The 20,964-nt window shown below is 71.1% G+C and carries 19 protein-coding genes; 8 read left to right on the forward strand and 11 right to left on the reverse strand.

Annotated elements, in window-relative coordinates:
* The first annotated feature begins 26 nt into the window (after window positions 1–26).
* The 4 genes from HUW46_RS03920 (at window position 27) to HUW46_RS03935 (ending at window position 3,456) form a co-directional block, all read left to right on the forward strand.
* Window positions 27–1,316: an MFS transporter gene (locus tag HUW46_RS03920; RefSeq protein ID WP_215545967.1), complete on the forward strand. Its 1,290-nt coding sequence runs from the start codon at window positions 27–29 to the stop codon at window positions 1,314–1,316.
* An 81-nt stretch (window positions 1,317–1,397) separates the two neighbouring features.
* Window positions 1,398–2,003: a TetR family transcriptional regulator gene (locus HUW46_RS03925; RefSeq protein WP_215545968.1), complete on the forward strand. Its 606-nt coding sequence runs from the start codon at window positions 1,398–1,400 to the stop codon at window positions 2,001–2,003.
* A 26-nt stretch (window positions 2,004–2,029) separates the two neighbouring features.
* Entirely contained in the window at window positions 2,030–2,491 is a 462-nt protein-coding gene (locus HUW46_RS03930; RefSeq protein WP_215545969.1) for a hypothetical protein, read from the forward strand.
* 26 nt (window positions 2,492–2,517) lie between these two features.
* The gene (locus HUW46_RS03935; RefSeq protein WP_215545970.1) at window positions 2,518–3,456 is read left to right on the forward strand and encodes an alpha/beta fold hydrolase; all 939 of its coding nucleotides are present in this window, start codon (window positions 2,518–2,520) and stop codon (window positions 3,454–3,456) included.
* Here HUW46_RS03935 and proB read toward each other — a convergent pair.
* The 5 genes from proB to HUW46_RS03960 all read right to left on the reverse strand — a co-directional run bounded on the left by proB (window position 3,453) and on the right by HUW46_RS03960 (window position 9,800).
* A complete protein-coding gene (proB, locus tag HUW46_RS03940) occupies window positions 3,453–4,562 on the reverse strand; it encodes a glutamate 5-kinase (RefSeq protein WP_215545971.1) in 1,110 nt (369 codons plus the stop codon). The genes HUW46_RS03935 and proB overlap by 4 nt on opposite strands.
* Window positions 4,559–6,022: a GTPase ObgE gene (obgE, locus tag HUW46_RS03945; RefSeq protein WP_215545972.1), complete on the reverse strand. Its 1,464-nt coding sequence runs from the start codon at window positions 6,020–6,022 to the stop codon at window positions 4,559–4,561. The genes proB and obgE overlap by 4 nt, the downstream gene beginning before the upstream one ends.
* 110 nt (window positions 6,023–6,132) lie before the next feature.
* Window positions 6,133–6,396: a 50S ribosomal protein L27 gene (rpmA, locus tag HUW46_RS03950; RefSeq protein WP_215545973.1), complete on the reverse strand. Its 264-nt coding sequence runs from the start codon at window positions 6,394–6,396 to the stop codon at window positions 6,133–6,135.
* A gap of 39 nt (window positions 6,397–6,435) precedes the next feature.
* Window positions 6,436–6,750 carry a 50S ribosomal protein L21 gene (gene rplU, locus HUW46_RS03955; protein WP_009081084.1) on the reverse strand — a complete coding sequence of 105 codons (315 nt, stop codon included), beginning with the start codon at window positions 6,748–6,750 and terminating at the stop codon, window positions 6,436–6,438.
* Window positions 6,751–6,914: 164 nt separating this feature from the next.
* Complete coding sequence (locus HUW46_RS03960) at window positions 6,915–9,800, reverse strand: Rne/Rng family ribonuclease (RefSeq protein ID WP_215545974.1); 2,886 nt, start codon at window positions 9,798–9,800, stop codon at window positions 6,915–6,917.
* 509 nt (window positions 9,801–10,309) lie between these two features.
* Here HUW46_RS03960 and HUW46_RS03965 point away from each other — a divergent pair.
* Both HUW46_RS03965 and HUW46_RS03970 read left to right on the forward strand, forming a co-directional pair.
* Window positions 10,310–11,770, forward strand: coding sequence for a S8 family peptidase (locus tag HUW46_RS03965; RefSeq protein WP_215549651.1), 1,461 nt, complete (start codon window positions 10,310–10,312; stop codon window positions 11,768–11,770).
* Between the two features lie 34 nt (window positions 11,771–11,804).
* A complete protein-coding gene (locus HUW46_RS03970; RefSeq protein ID WP_254125779.1) occupies window positions 11,805–12,821 on the forward strand; it encodes a MerR family transcriptional regulator in 1,017 nt (338 codons plus the stop codon).
* A gap of 18 nt (window positions 12,822–12,839) precedes the next feature.
* Here HUW46_RS03970 and HUW46_RS03975 read toward each other — a convergent pair whose 3' ends face one another.
* From HUW46_RS03975 to HUW46_RS03990, 4 genes are all read right to left on the reverse strand, one after another.
* Window positions 12,840–13,670, reverse strand: coding sequence for an ABC transporter permease (locus HUW46_RS03975; RefSeq protein WP_215545975.1), 831 nt, complete (start codon window positions 13,668–13,670; stop codon window positions 12,840–12,842).
* Window position 13,671: 1 nt separating this feature from the next.
* Window positions 13,672–14,478 (reverse strand): ABC transporter permease, encoded by an 807-nt coding sequence (locus tag HUW46_RS03980; RefSeq protein WP_215545976.1) that lies wholly within the window; start codon window positions 14,476–14,478, stop codon window positions 13,672–13,674.
* Window positions 14,478–15,392 carry an ABC transporter ATP-binding protein gene (locus tag HUW46_RS03985; protein ID WP_215549653.1) on the reverse strand — a complete coding sequence of 305 codons (915 nt, stop codon included), beginning with the start codon at window positions 15,390–15,392 and terminating at the stop codon, window positions 14,478–14,480. Before HUW46_RS03985 ends, HUW46_RS03980 begins: the two co-directional genes overlap by 1 nt.
* Before the next feature lie 101 nt (window positions 15,393–15,493).
* On the reverse strand, window positions 15,494–16,222 hold the full coding sequence (locus tag HUW46_RS03990) for a FadR/GntR family transcriptional regulator (protein WP_215545977.1): 729 nt from the start codon (window positions 16,220–16,222) through the stop codon (window positions 15,494–15,496).
* An 82-nt stretch (window positions 16,223–16,304) separates the two neighbouring features.
* Between HUW46_RS03990 and HUW46_RS03995 the strand changes: the two genes are divergently transcribed.
* Both HUW46_RS03995 and HUW46_RS04000 read left to right on the forward strand, forming a co-directional pair.
* On the forward strand, window positions 16,305–17,747 hold the full coding sequence (locus HUW46_RS03995; protein ID WP_215549654.1) for a sialate:H+ symport family MFS transporter: 1,443 nt from the start codon (window positions 16,305–16,307) through the stop codon (window positions 17,745–17,747).
* Entirely contained in the window at window positions 17,737–18,648 is a 912-nt protein-coding gene (locus tag HUW46_RS04000; RefSeq protein WP_215545978.1) for a dihydrodipicolinate synthase family protein, read from the forward strand. Before HUW46_RS03995 ends, HUW46_RS04000 begins: the two co-directional genes overlap by 11 nt.
* Before the next feature lie 260 nt (window positions 18,649–18,908).
* Here the strand turns inward: HUW46_RS04000 and ndk are convergent, their stop codons facing one another.
* Both ndk and HUW46_RS04010 read right to left on the reverse strand, forming a co-directional pair.
* Entirely contained in the window at window positions 18,909–19,310 is a 402-nt protein-coding gene (gene ndk / locus HUW46_RS04005) for a nucleoside-diphosphate kinase (RefSeq protein ID WP_215545979.1), read from the reverse strand.
* A gap of 82 nt (window positions 19,311–19,392) precedes the next feature.
* Window positions 19,393–20,928, reverse strand: a complete 1,536-nt coding sequence (locus HUW46_RS04010) for an alkaline phosphatase D family protein (RefSeq protein ID WP_215545980.1) — start codon at window positions 20,926–20,928, stop codon at window positions 19,393–19,395.
* Between the last annotated feature and the right edge of the window lie 36 nt (window positions 20,929–20,964).

A 20,964-nucleotide genomic window follows, 5' to 3' on the forward strand; every position in this document is an offset into this window, starting at 1 on the left:
GCCGTCGCGCGAACGCGGAGGTGGCCATGACCGACTCACCGGTCACGAAGGAGGCCCGGCACCGGCTGCCGGTCCGCAAGCTGGTCGCGGCCAGCGCGGGCAACGCGCTGGAGTGGTTCGACTGGACGATCTACGCCACGTTCAGCATCTACTTCGCCACCGCGTTCTTCCCGTCCGGCAACGAAACGCTCGCGCAGCTCAACACCTTCGCCACCTACGCGCTCGCGTTCTTCTTCCGGCCGCTCGGCGGGGTGCTGCTCGGGCGGTTCGCGGATCTCAAGGGCCGCAAGCCCGCCATGCTGCTCACCATCACGCTGATGGCGGGCGGTTCGGTGGTGATCGGCGTGCTCCCGACCTTCGAGCAAGTCGGCTGGTTCGCGCCGATCCTGTTGCTGCTCGCGAGGATCGCCCAGGGGCTTTCGCTCGGCGGCGAGGTTTCCAACGCCTCCGCCTACCTCGGTGAGGTCGCGCCCGCGGAACGCCGCGGGCGGTATTCGTCGTTCTTCTACATCTCCACCGGGACCGCGGTGCTGATCGCCTCCGTGCTCGGGTTCGTGCTCGCCAGGACGATGGACAAGGCCGATCTCGCCTCGTTCGGCTGGCGGATCCCGTTCCTGCTCGGCGGTGTGCTCGGCCTCGCCGGGTTCTGGCTCCGCCGCAGCCTCGCCGAAACCGAGCAGTTCGAGCAGAACAAGACCCGCGCGCGCCGGGTGCGCAGGCCCCTGCTGACCACGCTCCGGGACCACCCGAAGGCCGTGGGCCAGCTCGTCGGGTTCAGCATGCTGTCGACGCTGTGCTACTACACGTTCTTCAGCGCGCTCACCCCGTTCGCGGTCAAGACCCGCAAGGCCGACGCGGTCGACGTGTTCCTCGCGCTGTCCATCGCCACGGCGCTGTTCGTCGCCCTGCAGTACCCGATGGGTGCGCTGTCCGACCGGTTCGGCCGCAAGCCGCAGCTGCTGGTGTGGTCGGCGGCGACGGCGATCCTGATCGTGCCGCTCTCCGCGCTCGTCGCGCCGGGGCTCGGCGGTCTCCTGGTGGTCTTCTGCGTCGGGCTCGCGCTCTACACGGCCATGACCTCGATCGCGCCCGCCATCATGAGCGAGCTGTTCCCCACCGAGCTCCGCGGTCTCGGCATCGGGGCCTGGTACAACCTCACGGTCGCCGTCTTCGGCGGCACGGCGCCCCTGGTGATCAGCGCACTGGCCGACGCCGGTGCGTCGACGGTGTTCTTCTGGTACGTCGCCGCGGGCGCCGCGATCGCGTTCTTCGTCATCCTGCGGCTGCCCGAAACGAAGGGCAGCGAGCTGCGCTGAGCACCGGTCCGCCCCGGGTAGGGGCGAACTTCAGGGTTCTCCCCGATACACCTGGTTGCCCAGGCACGCTATATTTTGCTCATGCAGGCAAAAGCTAGCTCAAGCGAGCAAGACGGGCGCTCGTTCATCGAGAACGCGAGGAGGGCGCAGATCGTGCGGGCGGCACTCGACACGATCGCCGAACTCGGGTTCGCGAAGGCTTCGTTCGCCAAGATCGCGAAACGAGCGGGGCTGAGCAGCACCGGCATGATCTCGTACCACTTCGACGGCAAGGGCGATCTCGTCGCCGAGGCGATGCGGGACGTGCTCGCCGCGGCGGCCGCGGCGATGGGGCCGAGGATCCGGGCCGAGACGGGCGGCCCGGCCAGGCTGCGGGCCTACATCGAAGCGAACATCGCCTTCATCGCCGAACGCCCGACGGACATGAAGGCGCTGCTGGAGATCCTGCGGAACAACGCGGGCGAGCCTGCCTGGTTCCTCCAGTCGATATCCCTGCTGGAGGAGGCCTTCCGCGAGGGCCAGCGCGCGGGCGAATTCGGGGAGTTCGACCCGCGCGTCATGGCGATCGCCGTCCGGCAGGCGATCGACGGGATCCACGCGCTGCTCGCGGCCGAACCGCGGACCGACACCGCCGCCTACGCCCAGCAGGTCGTCCGGATCTTCGCGCTGGCCACCGCCCGCTCCTGACACACCGACAACCGAAGGACACCACCATGACCGCGCTCAAGCCGGTGATCCGGCTGCTCTACGCCAACCTCGGACTCAGCATCCTGTTGGCCGCACTGACTTTCGCCTTCCAGCGCGAAATACTCGACTACCAGGTGATGTCGATGCCGGGAATACCGCACGGCACGGCGGCCGAGATCGCCGACTCCCGCGCTTCGCTGGAGAGCGTCCTCTGGATCCGGCCCGTTTCCGTGCTGGTCATCGCGATCGTCTACATGCGACTCGCCACGCGGCTCCACCTCGGCAAGCGCAGCACCTACCTCAGGGTGCTGGTGATCGCCGTCGCCGGGTTCGCCGGGCTGGTGTACCTCGTCGCGAGTGCGCAGTTCCCGTTGTGGATGCGCGGAATCCAGGTGGTGCAGGCGATCGTGCTGCTCGGCCTCCTGGTCGCCGTGCTACGGCCCGAAGTCCGCTCGCACTTCGCCAAGAAGGTCCCCGCGGGCGCTTGAGCGCCGCCGACGAAAGGACGGAACACATGACCTCCCGTCGAGGATTCCTTCGAGGCGGAGCACTGGCCGCGACCGGGCTGGCCGTGGGCGTGGGCACGGCGAGCAGCGCGGAAGCGGCGACACGGGGAACTCCGACGTTCGTGTTCATCCCCGGCTCGCACGGCAGCGGCGCCTACCTCGCGCCGCTGACCACCGAGCTCGGGCTGCGGGGCCATCGCGCGTTCACGATCGACCCGCCCGGCCACGGGGCGGAAGCCGTGATCCCGCCGTGGTACTGCGCGCCGCAGGACGCCGAGGCGATGGCGAGCGCGCCGTCGCCGATCGCCCACGTCACCCTCGCGGACGCGGTGGCCAGGGCAGTACGCGCGGTAGCGCGGGCCGCGGCGAACGGGCCGGTGATCCTGGTCGCGCACAGCCTCGGCGGCGCGACCGCGGGCATGGTCGGCAACGCCGTGCCGGACCTGATCTCGCGGATCGTCTACGTCAGCGCGTACTGCCCCGTGACGCTCGGGACGGTCGCCGAGTACAGCCTGACCCCGGAGAACTCCGGCAGCGCGCTCAACGACCCGTCGCTCATCGCCGCCCCGACGACGGTCGGCGCCCTGCGGGTGAACTGGCGCTCCGGCGACCCGGTGTTCCTGGAGAAGCTGCGGTCCGCCTATCTGCAGGACGGCACGATCGACCAGTTGCGGTCGCTGGTGAGCGGCCTGCAGCCGGACGAAACGCTGCGGTTCTCCACGGACACCGCGAAGGTCGACGGGCACTCGTGGGGCCGGATCCGCCGCACGTACGTCAGGGCGACCGAGGATCGCGCGATGCCGGTAGCGTTGCAGGACAGGATGATCCGGGAGGCCGACGCGCTCACCCCGCGCAACCGGTTCGACGTGCGCTCGCTGCCGTTGAGCCACCTGGGGATGACCATCGACCCCGCACCGCTCGCGAACCTGCTGGCGCGGCTGGCTTAGCGGTTCAGGGGGACGAGGTCGTCGGCGTGGACGACCTCGTTCCGCTGTTCGCTGGGCAGGTCGTGGGTGGAGCGCCCGATCATCGCGGGCAGTTCGCTCGCGTCGAAACCGACCACTCCCCTGGCGACGGTCAGGCCAGCGGTGTCGACGAGGTCGACGACATCGCCTGCCTCGAAGTCCCCTTCGACACCGACGATCCCGGCCGCGAGGAGCGAACGCCTGCGGAGCACCACGGCGGCGACGGCACCGTCGTCGAGTTGCAGCCGTCCCTTCGCCCCCGCGGCATAGCCCAGCCAGAACCGCCGCGCGGACAGGCGTGAGTCCGCGGCGGCGAACGCGGTACCGGTGTCCGCGGTGTCCAGCGCGCTCGCCGCGGCGGCCGCCGAAGCCAGCAGCACCGGGATCCCCGCCGCCGCGGCGGTCCGGGCGGCGGCGAGCTTCGAGACCATGCCACCGGTGCCGAGCCCGGAACTCGACATCCCGACCTTGATCCCGTCCACATCGGACTCACCGGTGACCTCGGCGATCTTCGCGGTGGCACCGTCGCGGGGGTCGCCGTCGTAGAGCGCGTCCACATCGGACAGCAGGACCAGCGCGTCGGCGCCGATGAGGTGCGCGACAAGCGCGGCGAGGCGGTCGTTGTCGCCGAACCGGATCTCCTCGGTCGCCACCGTGTCGTTCTCGTTCACCACCGGCACCGCGCCGAGCGCCAGCAGGCGCGAAAAGGTGCGCTGCGCGTTGCGGTAGTGGGCACGGCGGACGACGTCGTCGGAGGTCAGCAGGACCTGCCCGACGGTGAGCGAGTACCGGCCGAAGGATTCGGCGTAGGCGTGTGCGAGCGCGAGTTGCCCGACGCTCGCGGCGGCCTGCTGGCTGGCGAGGTCGCGGGGGCGCTTGCGCAGCGAAAGCGGCGCGAGCCCGGCCCCGATCGCACCCGAGGACACGAGCACGATCTGGGTGCCCCGGCCGATCCTGGTGGCGATCGCCTCGACGAGCGCGTCGAGACGTCGCGCGTCGAGGCCCTCCCCCGCGGTGGTCAGCGCGGACGATCCGACCTTGACGACCAGCCGCTTGGCCCCGGCGACGGCCTCGCGCGCCGCGCTCATTCGCGCCCCGTCTCCACGGAATCGTCCTCTTCGGACACACCGTCACGACGGATCCGGCGCGCCTCTTTGCGTTCCGCCGCGCCGACCCGGCCGGTGTCCTCGAGCCGGACGTCGGTGCCACGGCCGGACAGGTGCGCAGCCACGCCCGCCGGGGTCGACGGCTCCCATTCGAAGGTGACGTCGCCGATCGTGACCGGGCTGCCGGGACGCGCGCCCTGGCGGGCCAGCTCGTCCTCGACGCCGAGCCGGTTCAGCCGGTCGCCGAGGTAGCCGACCGCCTCGTCGTTGCCGAAGTTGGTCTGCCGGATCCACCGCTCCGGGCGCGAACCGCGCACGATGAACCCGCCTTCCTCCTCGGGATCGGCGGACACGGTGAACCCGGTGTCGTCGACCGCGAGCGGGCGGAGCACGACCTTCGCCGGCTCCGGCGCGGGCTGCTCGGAGCGGTACTTCTCGACCACGGCGGCGAGCGCGAAAGTCAGCTCCCGCAAGCCTTTCCTGGACGCGGTGGACACTTCGAACACCGCGAGCCCGCGTGCTTCGAGGTCGGGCTTGACCAGTTCGGCGAGTTCGGCGGCCTCCGGCACGTCGATCTTGTTCAGCACGACCACCCGCGGCCGCTTCGAAAGGTCTTCGCCGAGCCCCGGCGTGTACCGCGAAAGCTCGTCCTCCAGTGCGTCCACATCGGACACCGGGTCGCGGCCGGGCTCGTAGGTGGCGCAGTCGATCACGTGCACCAGCGCGGCGCACCGCTCGATGTGGCGCAGGAAGTCGAGCCCGAGGCCCTTGCCGTCGCTGGCGCCGGGGATCAGGCCCGGCACGTCGGCCATGGTGAACACCGTCTCGCCCGCGGTGACCACGCCGAGGTTCGGCACGAGCGTGGTGAACGGGTAGTCGGCGATCTTCGGCTTCGCCGCGGACAGCACGGAGATCAGCGAGGACTTGCCAGCCGACGGGAAGCCGACGAGGCCGACGTCGGCGACGGACTTCAGTTCCAGCACGAGATCGCGGGCTTCACCCGGCTCGCCGAGGAGCGCGAATCCCGGTGCCTTGCGGGCCTTCGACGCGAGCGCGGCGTTGCCGAGACCGCCTCGGCCGCCCTGCGCCGCGACGAACGTGGTGCCGGGTCCGGTCAGGTCGGCGACGACCTCGCCGTCCTCGGTCAGCACCACCGTGCCGTCCGGCACGCGCATTTCGAGCGTCTCCCCCGCCGCGCCGGACCGGTTGCTGCCCTGGCCCATCTTGCCGTTGCCGGCGCGGGCGTGCGGGCGGAAGTGGAAGTCGAGCAGGGTGTGCACGTTCGGGTCGACGATGAGCAGGACGTCGCCGCCGTTGCCGCCGTTGCCACCGTCGGGGCCGCCGAGCGGCTTGAACTTCTCGCGGTGCACGGAGGCGCATCCGTTCCCACCGTCACCGGCGGCCAGATGGATCACCGCGCGGTCCACGAACCGGGACGCCATTGCTTGCCTCTTTCACTCGCGAAAAACAACCATGGGAAAACAAACGAGGGGTGGCGCCGGATATTCCGGCCCCACCCCTCGTCGGAGGTCTTGCTCGTACCGCTGGGGGCTCAGGCCTCAGCAGCGGCGGGCACAATGTTGACCGTCTTGCGGCCACGCTTGGTGCCGAACTCGACCGCGCCGGCGGACAGCGCGAACAGCGTGTCGTCGCCGCCACGGCCGACGTTCACGCCGGGGTGGAACTTGGTGCCGCGCTGCCGGACGATGATCTCGCCCGCGTTGACCTCCTGGCCGCCGTAGCGCTTGACGCCAAGCCGCTGCGCGTTGGAGTCACGACCGTTGCGGGAGCTGGACGCACCCTTCTTGTGAGCCATAGCTCAAGCCTCTTTCTGCCTGCGAAGATCCGGAAGGTCTTACTTGCTGATGCCGGTGACCTCGACGCGGGTCAGCTTCTGCCGGTGACCCTGGCGCTTGTGGTAGCCGGTCTTGTTCTTGAACTTGTGGATCCGGATCTTCGGACCCTTGGTCTGCTCGACGACCTTGCCGGTGACCGAGACCTTCGCCAACGCGTCGGCGTCCGTGGTGACCTCGCCGCCGTCGACGAACAGCACGGCGGGGAAGGTGTGCTCGGTGCCCGGCTCGCCCTCGAGCTTCTCGACCTCGACGACGTCGCCGACGGCCACCTTGTACTGCTTGCCGCCGGTCTTGACGATCGCGTACGCCGACACGGAAGTCTCCTGCATTACTCGACAATGGGTGGGGGCTTGTGCGCGCGGCCCGCGGCTAGGCGGTCCGGGTCTCGCACAATGCGACCCGCTCTAGTGGCGGGCCGCCTTACAGGTTACGTGCCACCCCTGATCCACTGGACACCGGGGTGGCCTAACCCTGTTGGTCAGCTGTTCTCCGAAGCGTTGACCGGCGGACCGGCAGGCCGTGAAGCGGCCCGACGCGGGCGGCGCCGTGCCGACCGCACCGCCGGTGCGGGCACGCTGCCCTCGGGCGCGGCAGCGTCTTCCTCGGCCGGAGCAGGCGTTTCCGGAGCGGCCTTCTCCTCCGGACGCTCCGCGGGCGGCTCAGCGGCCTTTTCCGGGGCAGCCTCAGGCGTCTCGGACACCTCAGCAGGCGCCGCGGCCTCCTGCTGCTCACCGCCGCGCCCGCCCCGGCGACGGGCCCGCCTCGTGCGGCCCGTCGGCTCCTGCGCGTGCCCGTTGAGCTCGGGCTTGCGCGCCTGCTCCGGTTCGGCCTGCTCGTCCTCGTCCTTGGCCGCGGCGACCTTGGACGCGTTGGCCATGGCCTGCACCGCCGACACCACGGACTCCCGCTGCTCGGGGGTGCGCGGGTCGGCAGCCTGCTCCGTGCGGGCGGGCTCGGTGTGGCCGCTCGTGTCCTCGCCCTTGCCGCGGCCGCCTCGGGAACGGCCCTTGCCGTGCCCGTTGCCGCCGCCCTGCTGGTGCCCGCCGTTCGACGACCCGCTCACCCTGCTGAGATCGCTGGAAACCACGACACCGCGGCCCTTGCAGTGCTCGCACGGCGTGGAGAACGCTTCGAGCAGCCCGGTACCGACCCGCTTCCGGGTCATCTGCACGAGGCCAAGCGAGGTGACCTCGGCGACCTGGTGCCGCGTCCGGTCCCGGCCGAGGCACTCGGTCAGGCGCCGCAGCACCAGCTCACGGTTGGACTCGAGCACCATGTCGATGAAGTCGATGACGATGATGCCGCCGATGTCCCGCAGCCTCAGCTGGCGGACGATCTCCTCGGCCGACTCCAGGTTGTTCCTGGTCACCGTCTCTTCGAGGTTCCCGCCGGAGCCGGTGAACTTGCCGGTGTTGACGTCGATCACGGTCATCGCCTCGGTGCGGTCGATGACCAGGTACCCGCCAGAGGGCAGCCACACCTTGCGGTCGAGCGCCTTCGTGATCTGCTCGTCGATCCGGTAGTCGGCGAACACGTCGCCGTTGCCGACGTAGCGCTTCAGCCGGTCCGCGAGGTCCGGCGCGACGTGCTGCACGTAGGCCTGGATGGTCTCCCACGCCGTGCCGCCCTGGACCTCGAGCTTCGCGAAGTCCTCGGTGAACAGGTCGCGCACGACCTTGACCAGCAGGTCCGGCTCCTCGTAGAGCATCGTCGGCGCGCTGGACTTCTTCTGGCCCTTGTTCTCGTCGGCCTTGGTCTTGATGACGTCCCACTGGGCCTTGAGCCTGCGGACGTCGCGGTCGAGCTCCTCTTCGCTGACGCCCTCGGACGCCGTGCGGATGATCACGCCCGCGTCCTCGGGGACGATCCGCTTCAGGATGTCCTTGAGCCTGCGCCGCTCGTTCTCCGGCAGCTTCCGGGAGATCCCGGTGGCACCGCCCGCGGGCACGTAGACCAGGAACCGGCCCGGCAGCGAGATCTGCGTGGTGAGCCTGGCGCCCTTGTGGCCGACCGGGTCCTTGGTGACCTGCACCAGCACGCTGTCACCGGTGGACAGCGCCTGCTCGATCTTGCGCGACTTGCCTTCGAGCCCGGCGGCGTCCCAGTCGACCTCACCGGCGTAGAGCACGGCGTTGCGGCCGCGGCCGATGTCGACGAACGCCGCTTCCATCGACGGCAGCACGTTCTGCACGCGGCCGAGGTAGACGTTCCCGACGATCGAACCCGAGCCGGACGAGGTCACGAAGTGCTCGACCAGCACGCCGTCCTCGAGCACGCCGATCTGCGTCGACTCGCCCTTCTCGGCGACGACCATGGTCCGCTCGACCGATTCGCGGCGGGCGAGGAACTCGGCCTCGGACAGGATCGGCGCCCGGCGGCGGCCCGCTTCCCTGCCGTCGCGGCGGCGCTGGCGCTTCGCCTCGAGCCTGGTCGACCCGCGCACGCTGCGCACGCCGTCGCCGCTGGTCTTGCCTTCCTTCTCCGGCTTGCCCTCGCTCTTGGCGTCGCGCACGTGCACGACGGTGTTCGGCGGATCGTCACCGGTGTGCTGGCCACCGTCGCCGTCGGAGTCGTCCCCGCCCTTGCGGCGACGGCGGCGGCGCCTGCGACGGCTCGCGCCGTCACCCTCGTCGGAATCCGCGTCGGCGTCCGGCCCGGCGTCGCGGGAGTCCTTCGCCTGCTCGTCCTTCTTCTGCTCGGCGTTCTTGTCCTGCTCGGGCTTGTCCTTCTTCTTGCCCGGCTTGGCCGGGGCGTCCTGCTCGTCGTCGGCCTCGTTCTCGGCCGAGTCCTCGCCGCCCTTGCCGCGGCCACGGCCACGGCGCCCACGGCGGCGGCGACGACGGCCGCTGCCGTCGTCGTCCCCGTAATCGGCGCCGTCCGCGCTGTCCTCGGGCTCGGTGTCGTCGGAGTCGTCCTCCGCCTTCGCGGGCTTGGCCTGCTCGACCGGGCGCTCCTGGCGTGCCGAGGGCTCCGGCGGCAGGAACACCGGCGACGGCGCGGCGAACACCGGGACGTGCGCGGCCGGGCGCTTCACGGGCTCCGGCTCTGGCTTCGCTTCGGGCACCGGCTCCGCGGCGGGCGCGGCGGCTTCGGCGGTCTCGGCCGCTTCGGTCTCGGCCGGGCCGACGAGCGCGTCGGCGACGCGCAGGGCGACCTCCTTCGGCACGCTCGATTGAGCGCTGCGCGCCGTCTCTCCGAGTTCGGCGAGCTTGGCCAGTACGTCCCTGCTGTGCGAGCCGAGCAGCTTCGCCAGCGCGTGCACCCTGATCCGGGCGGGCAGTTCGCCCAGCGCGGCGGCGCCGGGCGATGGGGATGTGGCGGTATTCCCGCCGGTGTTCTCGGCGGGTGTGTCCGCGTTCGACATGTGTCTCCTCCGCCCCCGGGCGCGTCTGCCAGCCCGTGGCTGGAAGGACGCGGCCGCGCAGGGGCCCCTTCTATGTCTCCGCACTCCCTTTCGGGAGGCTTGTCTGGTCCGCCGTGGTGGGGTCACCGACGGCGGGAATCCTCGCCTGTCGCCACGACGTCACCGGGGTCCGGCTGCCCGTCGTTGGCAGGTCCACTCGGCGCCACACCGGCTGGGCCGTGGCTGTGCGCCACCGTCCACGTCGTCGAGCCGCCCGCCTGCAGCGAGCGGCGACTCCCGCGATGCTCTTTCGGCATGTCACCGGGCCGCCGTACCGGCGCCAGCCGTGTGAACACGGCGTGCGCGGCCCGGTGGCCACCACGAGTATCCCACACCGTGCGCCCGGTGGGGGGTGCTCGGGTCCGTCGCGGCGCGTCCCGGCTGGCACGGCAGTGCGAACTTCGCCGGAGAACTTGTCCGGGTCACCGCACGTGGATAACGTGCGCGACGAGGGCATCGAGCGGCGCTCGATGTGGGCGGACTCGGGGCCGGTGGGAGGTGCGGTGGCGCTGCTGGGGCCCGTGCGCAGGGTGGCGGCCGTCACCCTGGTGCTGTGCGCGCAGCTCGTCGGCTTCCCTGCCGCGCACGCGCAAGGCCAGGACTGCTCGGCTTCCGGTCGCGCGGCGCGCTACGTCGTCGTCTTCGACAAGGGCACCTCCGCGGATTCGGCGGCGCGGCAGATCGGCGCCGCCTGCGGCGAGGAGACCACCTACTACCCGCAGATCGCCGTCGGCGTGGCGACCTCGACCGACGAGGGCTTCGCCGCGAACCTCGGGCTCGACCGCGCGTTCAGCGCGCAGGCCGAACGGCGCGCGGCGCCGCACTCGCACCGGACGGGCAAGCCCGCCTCGGTCGCGGCGGCGGGGGCGGTGCCCGTCGCGGACCGGAGCGGGGACCAGTGGGACATGCGGGCGATCGGCGCCGCGTGGCCGCCGGGACGTTCGCCCGGCAGCCGCTCGGTCGTCGTCGGTGTGCTGGACTCGGGGATCGACGCGACGCATCCCGATCTGGCCGCCGCGATCGTGCCGGGCAAGTCCGCGGGCTGCCTCACCGGCGCGCCGGACCCGGACCAGGCGAGCTGGCTGCCCGGCACCTCGTCGCACGGCACGCACGTGGCGGGCACGATCGCCGCCGCGAACGACGGCAAGGGGGTGACCGGGGTCGCGCCAGGGGTCGGCGTCGCCTCGGTCAAGGTCGTCGACGACCACGGTTACGTCGATCCGGAAGCGGCGGTGTGCGGCCTGATGTGGGCCGCTGCGCAGCACATGCGGGTCACGAACAGCAGCTTCTCGGTCGACCCGTGGGGGCTGTCCTGCGCGCGCGGTGACGATCACGGCGTGGTGCACGAAGCGCTCGCCCGCGCCGTCGAGTATTCGACGGCGTCCGGGACGCTGAACGTCGCCGCCGCGACGAACGAGGCAGTGAACCTCACCCCGTCCCCGAAGTCCGGGACGCCGCCGGGTGGCACCGGTTGCGAGGCGCTGCCCGCCGGGTTCCGCGACGTCGTCACCGTGTCGGCGATCGGGACGGCCCCGGTCAAGGCCGGGTACAGCTCCTACGGGCTCGGGGTGATCGACCTGACCGCGCCGGGCGGTGACGACCGCGGCTGCGTGCTGTCGACCGTCCCCGGCGGGTACGCGCCGATGTGCGGGACCTCGATGGCGGCACCTCACGTGGCGGGAGTCGCCGCGCTGCTGGCCTCGGCGCGTCCGGAAGCGGGCCCGCGCGCGCTGCGGTCCGATTTGGAGCACGAAGCGAAACCGGTGCCCTGCCCCGGCGACTACGACCTGACCGGCGACGGCGACCAGGACGCGTTCTGCGACGGGTACTCCGCCTACAACGGGTTCTACGGGCACGGCCTCGTCGACGCCGCCGCGGCCGTGCCCGCCGCGCCGGTGACCGATTTCGGCCTCGCCCGGCTGACGCCTTGACCTTCAAGGAACTTCACCGTCGAGGATCGCGGTCATGAACGACGGCTTGCTGAGCATCAGCGTCTTCGCGCGCCGGGTCGGCATCACCCCGAGCGCGCTGCGGTTCTACGCCGACTGCGGGGTCCTCACCCCCGCACGGGTCGACCCGGTGACCGGATACCGGCTCTACCACCCGGACCAGGAAAGCAGGGCGGCGCTCGTCCGCAGGCTGCGCGCGGCCGGGCTCCCGCTGCCGAAGGTGACCGAGGTGCTCGACGGCCCGCCGGAGGCCACCGGGGAAATCCTGCGGGAGCACCTGCGCTCGGTGCGGGCGGCGGCGGAATCGGCCGCCCTCGTCGTGGAAGAAGTGCTCGCCGAGCACTCCTCGGTCACCGCCGCCACGGTCGGCGGCGCGGAACTCGCGAGCGCGATCCGCCAGGTGGTGCCCGCGGCCGACGCGGCGCACGCGACGCTGGCCGGGGTGCTCGTCGAGGTGGACACGGCCGAAGTCCGCCTCGTCGCGACGGACCGGTACCGGCTCGCGATGCGCAGCCTCGCCGTCTCGGCGAGGACCGGCGCGCCGCGGCAGGTGGTCGTCGACGGTGCCGAGCTCGCGGTGCTGGGCCCCGCGGTGGCGCGGTCGGCGACGGCGACCCTGACCGTCGAGGACCGGTCGCTGTCGATCCGGGCGGAATCCGGGGTCCGGCTGGCGCCCGCGACGGCCGATTTTCCGGACTACCGCGTGGTGCTGGCCCAGCTCGGGGATCCGGTGTCCCGCGTCGTCACTGGCCGCGAACACCTGCGGGACGCCGTGCTCGCCGGGGACGCCGCCAAGGTCCGGCTCGAAACCGACGGCGACGAGCTCGTGGTCGGCGCGTCCCGCCTGCCCGCCCTGTGTCCCGGCGAACCGGTGCTGGCCGCGTTCGATCCGGCGGTGCTGGCACCGGCGCTCGAAGCGGGCGTGGGCCCCGATGTGCTGCTCGAGTTCACCGCCGATCCGCACCAGCCCGTGGTGGTGCGTTCCGCGGACCAGGGCGACTTCCGCACGCTCGTGATGCCCGTGGCGCGCTGAAAACCCGCGTGGAAAACCTCAGTGCAGCAACATCTTCTTGAGCCGCCGCGTCGCGCCGTACACCCCGAGCGCCGCGAGCGCGATCAGGTAGCCGGTGTGCCACAGCAGCACCGGGCCGACCACGCCGGTCGACAGCCCGCGCATGATCTCGACCCCTTGGTACAGCGGGGAAAGCTGCACGACGACCTGGAGCGGGCCGGGATAGACCGACAGCGGGTAGAAAGTCGCCGAGAACAGGAAGAGCGGCATCACGACGAGCTGGATGTAGTCGAACTGGGACGGTGACTTGAGGAACGTCGCGCAGGCCATGCCCACCGCGGCGAACGCGAACGCGACGAGCAGCGCGACCACCGGCATCAGGATCACCCAGGCCGAGGTGATCAGCCCCATCACGCCCATCACCCCGACAAAAGCGATCGCGTAGACCCCGCCGCGCAGCACCGACCAGCCGATCTCGCCCATCGCGATGTCGAGCGGGCCGATCGGGGTCGCCAGCATCGCGTCGTACAGCCTGCTGTAGCGGAACCGGAAGAACACGGCGTAGGTCGCGTCGAAGATGGCGCCGTTCATCGCCGACGACGCGAGCAGCGCGGGCGCGACGAAGGCGACGTAGCTGAGCTGCTGCCCGCCGGGGCCGGTGACCGTCTCGACGAGCTTGCCGAACCCGATCTTGAAAGCGAACAGGTAGAACAGCGGCTCGAAGACACCGGACAGGAACACGAGCCACGCCCGCGAATACGCGAGCACGGAGCGCTCGATGATGCGGCTCGCCCTGCCCGCGTACAACCCGGGCGGGAGGATCCGCAGCAGCAGACCGGGGCGCCGCGGGCTGGGGGCCAGTGCGGTCATCTCAGATCACCAGCCTTCGCCGGAAGTACTTCCGCGCGAACGCGGCGCCGACACCCGCGAGCACCGCGAGGTACAGGACGTGCCCCACCGCGGGCCAGCACGAGAGGCCGCCGAGCGTGGCGCCCCTGGCGAGCTCGTTTCCGTGCCACAGCGGGGAAATCCACGCGAGCCAGCGCAGCGCGGCCGGGATCTGCTCGATCGGGAAGAACGTGCCGGCGAACAGGGTCATCGGCATCACGATGAACCGGAACACCGAGGCGAACCGCTCCCCCTCGTCGAACGTTCTCGCGGCGAGCACCATCATCGGCGTGCCGCAGGACAGTCCGGTGAGGACGCCGACGAGCACGACCGCGAGCACCCCGAAGTTCAGCCAGGCGCCGAAGAACAACGCGATGAGCGCGTAAACCAGGCCCGCGAGCGCGAGCCGCAAGGTCAGCCACAGCACCTGACCGCCGAGCAGCTGGCCCGGGGTCATCGGCGTCGAGGTGACCGCGATGTAGTCCTTCTGCCACTTGAACCCGGACAGCACCGGGTAGCTCGACTCGCCGACCGCGTTCTGCGCGGCCGCCGCGACCAGCAGTGCCGGTGCCACGTAGTGCAGGTAGGACAGCCCGCCGGTGGCCGGGCCCGCCTGCACCTGCGAACCGAAGCCGAGCCCCATCGCGGCGAGGAACAGCACCGGCTGCAGCCCGGTCGAGTACAGCGTGGACGTCCAGTAGCGCCGGTACCAGGTCCAGTGCCCCTCGACGCGCAGCCAGGCCGCGCGCCACGAACCGACGACGACCCCCGTGGGTTCCGGTGCGTCCATCAGTCCACCAGCGTCCTGCCGGTCAGCCGGAGGAAGACGTCCTCGAGCGTGCTGCGGCGCACCAGGCTCGACACCGGCCGCACCCCGCGCGAGTGCGCCCGTTCCAGCGCGGCTTCGCCCTGCTGGGTGTAGAGGAGCACCCTGTCCGGCAGCACCTCGACCCGCTCGGCGAGATCGTCGAGCCCGCGCGCGGCGCTTTCCTGTTCCCCCGGCGCGAACCGCAGTTCGAGGACTTCCCTGGTGGAGTACCGGGAAATCAGGTCGGACGGCGAGCCCTCGGCGACGATGCGCCCGCCGTCCATCACCACGAGCCTGTCGCAGAGCTGCTCCGCCTCGTCCATGTAGTGCGTGGTGATGATGAGCGTGACGCCCTGCGACTTCAGCCGGAACAGCCTGTCCCACAGCAGATGCCTCGCCTGCGGATCGAGACCCGTCGTCGGTTCGTCGAGCAGCAGCAGCTCGGGGTCGTTCACCAGCGACCTGGCGATGGTCAGGCGCCGCTTCATCCCGCCAGAGAGCGGCTCGACCTCGTCGTCGGCGCGATCGGTCAGCTGGGCGAAGGCCATCAGCTCCTCGGCCTTGCGCCGGACGTGTGCGCGGGACAGCCCGAAGTACCGGCCGTAGACCTGGAGGTTCTGCCGCACGCTCAGCTCGGTGTCCAGGTTGTCCTGCTGGGGCACCACGCCGAGGCGCGCGCGGATCTTCGGGCCTTCGGTGTCCGGGTCGAGCCCGAGCACGCGCAGCTCCCCCGCCGTCCGCGGCGAAACGCACGCGATCATGCGCATGGTGGAGGACTTGCCCGCGCCGTTCGGGCCGAGGAACCCGAACGCCTCACCCTTGCGGACCGTCACGTCGACCCCGCGCACGGCCTCGAATTCACCGAACCGCTTGACCAGTCCTTCGGCACGCACCATCGCGGCCTGCCCGGGATCGGCGCCGACCACCCCCGGCGCCCCCGCTGTCTCGCTCTCCACGAAACCGACAGTAGGACCTACCCCTGACAAAACACGAGCGATTAACCGACGCGCGTGCGGATCGCGTGGAAGTGGACGCCGATCGCCCTGCGCAGCGCGGGTTCTTCCCGGCTGCGAAGCGCTTCGAGGATGTCCCGGTGCCACGACGCGATGACCTCCGGGGCGGCCTGTTCGCGCGGCAGGTCGCCGTCCATCGCGTGGAAGACGCGCCAGAACACGCGAAGCAGGTCGAGCACGAGCGCGTTGCCGAGCGGCTGGTACAGGGTTTCGTGGAACCGCCAGTCCGCGTCCGGCGAGTATTCGCCGTCGGCGGCGTGCCGTTCCATCTCCGCGACGGCCTCTTCGAGTGCGGGCAGGTCGATCTGGTCGAACTGGTCGAGCACGCGGGCGACCAGCCCGGTTTCGAGGACTTCCCGGACTTCGAGGAGATCGCGGATGTCCGACAGGTCGCCGTTGATCGACCGCGCGCTGCGAAAGGCGAGGCCCGCTTCGAGACCGCCGAGGGAGACCGAGCCGACGTACGTGCCGTAGCCGTGCCGGATGTCGACGATCCCCAGCGCCTCCAGTGCTTTCATCGCTTCGCGCAGCGGGTGCCTGCTGACTTCGAGCTCGTGCGCCAGCACTTGCTCGGTCGGCAGGAGCGAGCCGGGTTCGAGGCCGCGCCGGACGATCAGCTCCTTGATCGCCTCCTGCAGCGCGAGCTGGTTGGCGCGCGCGCCGCCGGAGCGTCCCGGCTGCTCACCACCCTGCGAGCGCAGGCGAACCACCATTGCCTCCCCCGTTTCCCCGGGTTATCGTCGCTCAGACATAGGACATCCTATGTCCAGTATCCCTGGAGGTCCAGGCATGGCAGTGTCGCCGACGCCACCACCCGCCCCCTCGTTCCGGCATCTGCCCCGCGAGCAGCACAAGGCGTTCTTCGCCGCGTGGCTCGGCTATCTGCTCGACGGGTTCGACTTCATCCTGATCACGCTCGTGCTCACCGAAATCCAGGCCGACTTCGGGATCTCGAAGGCTCAGGCGGCGACGCTCGTCTCGGCCGCTTTCGTGTCGCGGTGGCTCGGCGGCCTGGTGCTCGGCGCCATCGGCGACCACTTCGGCCGCAAACCCGCGATGATCGCGTCGATCGTGACCTTCTCGGTCGGCAGCGCGCTGTGCGGGTTCTCGTGGGGGTACTGGTCCCTGTTCGCCTTCCGGGTTCTCGTCGGGCTCGGCATGGCGGGCGAGTACGGCACCAGCGCGACCTACGTGATGGAGTCGTGGCCGCCGAAGATGCGCAACCGCGCCACCGGTTTCCTGCTGTCCGCCTACCCGGTCGGCACCGTGCTGGCCGCGCTCGCCTACGGCGTCGTCGTGCCGAACCTGAACTGGCGCTGGCTGTTCTACCTCGGCCTGGTCCCGATCGCGCTGACCCTCTACCTCCGCCGCTCGCTGCCGGAAGCGCGCGAATGGTCCGAACAGGTCGCCGGGCGCACCGACGTGACGACGTCGTCGATCCTGTTCTCCCCCAAGCGAAGGCTGCCGAACGCGGCGCTCGCGGTGGTGCTGTCGGTGGCGCTGGTGCTGCTCTTCAGCGAACACAGCGGCGGTTACGGCGCGTGGCTGACCGTGCTCGTCGTGCTCGGTTTCGCCGCCTTCGCCGTCCAACTCGCCGGGCGGTCGTGGCCGGTGATGCTCGCGATCATGGCCACCGTCTTCGCCGCGTTCCTCTACTCGTGGCCCATCCAGTCCCTGCTGCCGACCTATCTCAAGAGCGATCTCGGGTACAGCGCCGGCCAGGTTTCCACGGCGCTGACCTGGGCGGGGCTCGGGTATGCGGCGGGCTCGTGCCTCGCGGGCGTGCTGGGCGACAAGCTCGGCACGCGGCGGGCGTACGTCCTCGGGCTCGTGGTGTCGTTGCTGTTCGTGTTCCCGGCGTTCGCGCTGCCCGCCGGGAACATCGTGCTGCTGTGGATCCTGCTGTTCGCCATGCAGGCCACCAGTTCCGGGATCTCGGGCCTGCTGCCGAAGTACATCGGCGACCACTTCCCCACCCGGCTCCGCGCGGCGGGCCTCGGGTTCTCCTACAACGTCGGCGCGCTCGGCGGCGCGGTCGCCCCGCTCGCCGGTACCGCGATCGCGTCCGGTATCGGCGGGCTCGGCACCGCGCTGACCGTGCTGGCCGGCGGGCTCACCCTGGTCGTCGCGCTCGTCGTCGGGTTCGACCTGCCCGCGCGGCTCGGCCGCGCACTCCACATCGACTCGGGCGCGCCCGCGCTCGCCACTCCCGAAAGGACAGTCCGGAATGGACAGTGAGTTGCACGGCGTCATCCCACCGCTGGTCACCCCGATCGGCGACGACGGCGACGTGGACCGGCACTCGCTGGAAAAGCTCGTCGCGTTCCAGCTCGACGCCGGGGTGCACGGGGTGTTCCTCGGCGGCTCCACCGGTGAGGTCGCGCTGCTCGACGGCGAACGGCAGCGCGCCGCGCTGGACGTCGCCGTCGGCGTCGTCGCGGGCGCGGTGCCCGTGCTCGCCGGCGCGATCGACACGGGCACGCTCCGCGTCGTCGAGCAGGCGAAGCGCGCGCAGGAAACCGGCGCCGACGCCGTCGTGGTGACGTCACCGTTCTACGTCCGCCCGCACCCGGCGGAGATCGTCGCGCACTTCCAGGCGGTGCACGCCGCGATCGACGTTCCCATTGTCGCGTATGACATTCCCAGCGCGACAGCGGTCCCGGTCGGCGCCGAGGTGGTGTGCGAACTCGCCGCGTCGGGAACGGTCGTCGCGGCGAAGGACTCCAGCGGGGACTTCGCCGGTTTCCGGCGGATCCTGCGCGAGGCACCGGGATTCCCGGCGTTCACCGGCTCCGAGCTGTTCGCCGACAGCGCGGTGGCGCTCGGCGCGGCGGGGATCGTGCCGGGGCTCGGCAACATCGATCCGCACGGGTACGTCCGGCTGTACGAGGCCGCGAAATCCGGCGACCGCACCGCGGCCGCCGCCGAACAGGACCGGCTGGCGCGGCTGTTCGACATCACCGCCGTCGCCGACCGGGGCCGGATCGGGCACACGGCGGGCGCGCTGGGCTCGTTCAAGGCCGCCCTCGCGGCACGCGGCGTCATCGCCAACGCGACGACACTGCCCCCGCTGGCCCCCCTGAACGACACGGAGCTGTCCGCGATCCTCGCCATCCTCGACGAAGTCGGCCTCGCTTGAACCACTCCGACCCGCCACACTCTCGCTCGCGAGCGAGAACGCCGAACGGCGAAGTCCGGGCCGGAGGCCCGGCCATTGCCAAGCCAGCCACGCGCCCGGCCTCCCCGGTGCGCGCAGCGCGCCGGGGAGGCGTTCAAGTCGCGTGCAGGGCCGCCAGGCCCTCTAAATTCGCGATGGCGGGGGCGCCAACGCGACCAACCGGCGGGTCAGTCGGACAGCCGCGCCCCCGGCAGCGCAAATTTTGACACGCGATAAAAAACTCAGAACCAGAGCTTCAGTTCGCGCTCGGCGGACTCCGGCGAGTCGGAGCCGTGCACCAGGTTGAACTGGGTCTCCAGCGCGTAGTCGCCGCGGATGGTGCCGGGCGTCGCCTTCTCGACCGGGTCCGTGCCGCCGGCGAGCTGGCGGAACGCGGCGATCGCGCGCGGGCCTTCGACCGCGATCGCGACCAGCGGGCCGGAGGTGATGAACTCGAGGAGGTCGCCGAAGAACGGCTTGTCCTTGTGCTCGGCGTAGTGCTCCTCGGCGACGGACCGTTCGACGGTGCGCAGCTCCAGCGCGGCCAGGGTGAGCCCCTTGGCTTCGATGCGCGAGATGACCTCGCCGACGAGGCCGCGCTTGACGCCATCGGGCTTGACCAGAACCAGGGTGCGTTCAGTCACGACGGTAGAACTCCTTCGATTTCCCGGGGAGAAGTCCACGGTTTATTTCGGGTTTGTGGCGAAGAGCCTACTGATGCGTTCCTCACCGCTGCGGGCGCAGGGTCTTCGACCACAGCGAAGCACCCGACGCGTCGCGCAGATCGACGGTCAGCTCGCCGCTGCCGCCGTCGATGGAGATCTCCCCGAAGTGCTGGTAGCCGTCGGCGGGCGAGGTGTTCTGCACCGGCGGCGCGTGCACGAAAACGGCCTCCGGGCCGAAGGTCGGGTCGAGCGCGTTGGGACCGAACGCGCCCGCGTTGAGCGGGCCCGACACGAACTCCCAGAACGGGTCGAATTCGGTGAACGCGGCGCGGTCGGGCGAGTAGTGGTGCGCCGCGGTGTAGTGCACGTCCGCGGTCAGCCACACCACGTTGCGCACCCGGCGCCGCGAGATCTCGCGCAGCACCCACGCCAGCTCGGCCTCCCGCCCGCCCGGCGCGCCCGGCAGCCCGTTCGCGACGGCTTCGATGTCCTTCCCGTCCGGCACCACCAGCCCGATCGGCATGTCGGCCTGCACGATCTTCCACGTCGCGGTGCTGCGAGCGAGCGCGTCGACCAGCCAACTGGCCTGCGCCTGCCCGAGGATGTGGCCCGGCTTCGTCCGGTCGGAGGTGTTGGCGTCGCGGTAGGTCCGCATGTCCAGCACGAAGATCTCGGCGCGCGTGCCGTAGCGGAAATTGCGGTACACGCGGCCGTCCACCGCGGCGCGCCGGTCGATCGGGTGCCATTCGTGGAAAGCCTGGAACGCGCGCGGCTGCAACACGTCCACGCGCTTTTCGGTGTACTCCGGGCGGTCGTTGAGGATCTCACCCGGGTACCAGTTGTTGACGACCTCGTGGTCGTCCCACTGGACGTAGCTCGGCACCGTGGCGGCGAACCGGCGCAGGTGCTCGTCCATCAGGTTGTAGGCGAACTGGCCGCGGTACTCGTCGAGCGTCTCCGCGACCTTCGACTTGGCGGGCGTCACGATGTTGCGCCAGGTCCGCCCGCCCGGCAGCGTCACCGTTTCAGTCAGCGGCCCGTCGGCGTAGACGGTGTCGCCGCTGTGCAGGAAGAAGTCCGGCTCGCGATCGGCCATCGCCGAATAGATGGTCATGCCGCCGCGCTCGGGGTTGATCCCGTAGTTCTGGCCCACGACGTCACCGGACCAGAGGAACCGCACGTCGCGGCGGCCGAGCGGGGCGGTGCGGAACCGGCCGGTCAGCGGTTCACTCGCGGCGCGGCCGTCGAGGTCCTCCGCGGTCACGCGGTAGTGCAGCTCGGTGCCCGGTGGCAGCGCGGGGATCCGGACCTTCCCGGTGCCGCCCGTGGCGGGGCTCAGCACCGGCCCGCACACCCGGCGCGCATGCCGGAACGTCGCGTCGCGGGCGATTTCGACGATCAGCCGCGACGGGCGGTCGGCGCGGGACCAGACGATCGCGGAACCGGCGGTGACGTCGCCCGCCTGCACGCCGTGGGTGAGCGCGGGGCGATCGCGGCGGACGAAGGCGGCGGCGCTCGCGGTGCCGGGGAGGACGAGCCCCGCGGCGAGCGCACTCGCCTTGAACAGCGTCCTGCGGGTGTGGTGGGGTTCGGTCATGGCGCGGTTCTATCCGCCGGTGACGGCCGCCAGGCC

The sequence above is a fragment of the Amycolatopsis sp. CA-230715 genome, assembly GCF_018736145.1.
Classification (GTDB): Bacteria; Actinomycetota; Actinomycetes; order Mycobacteriales; family Pseudonocardiaceae; genus Amycolatopsis.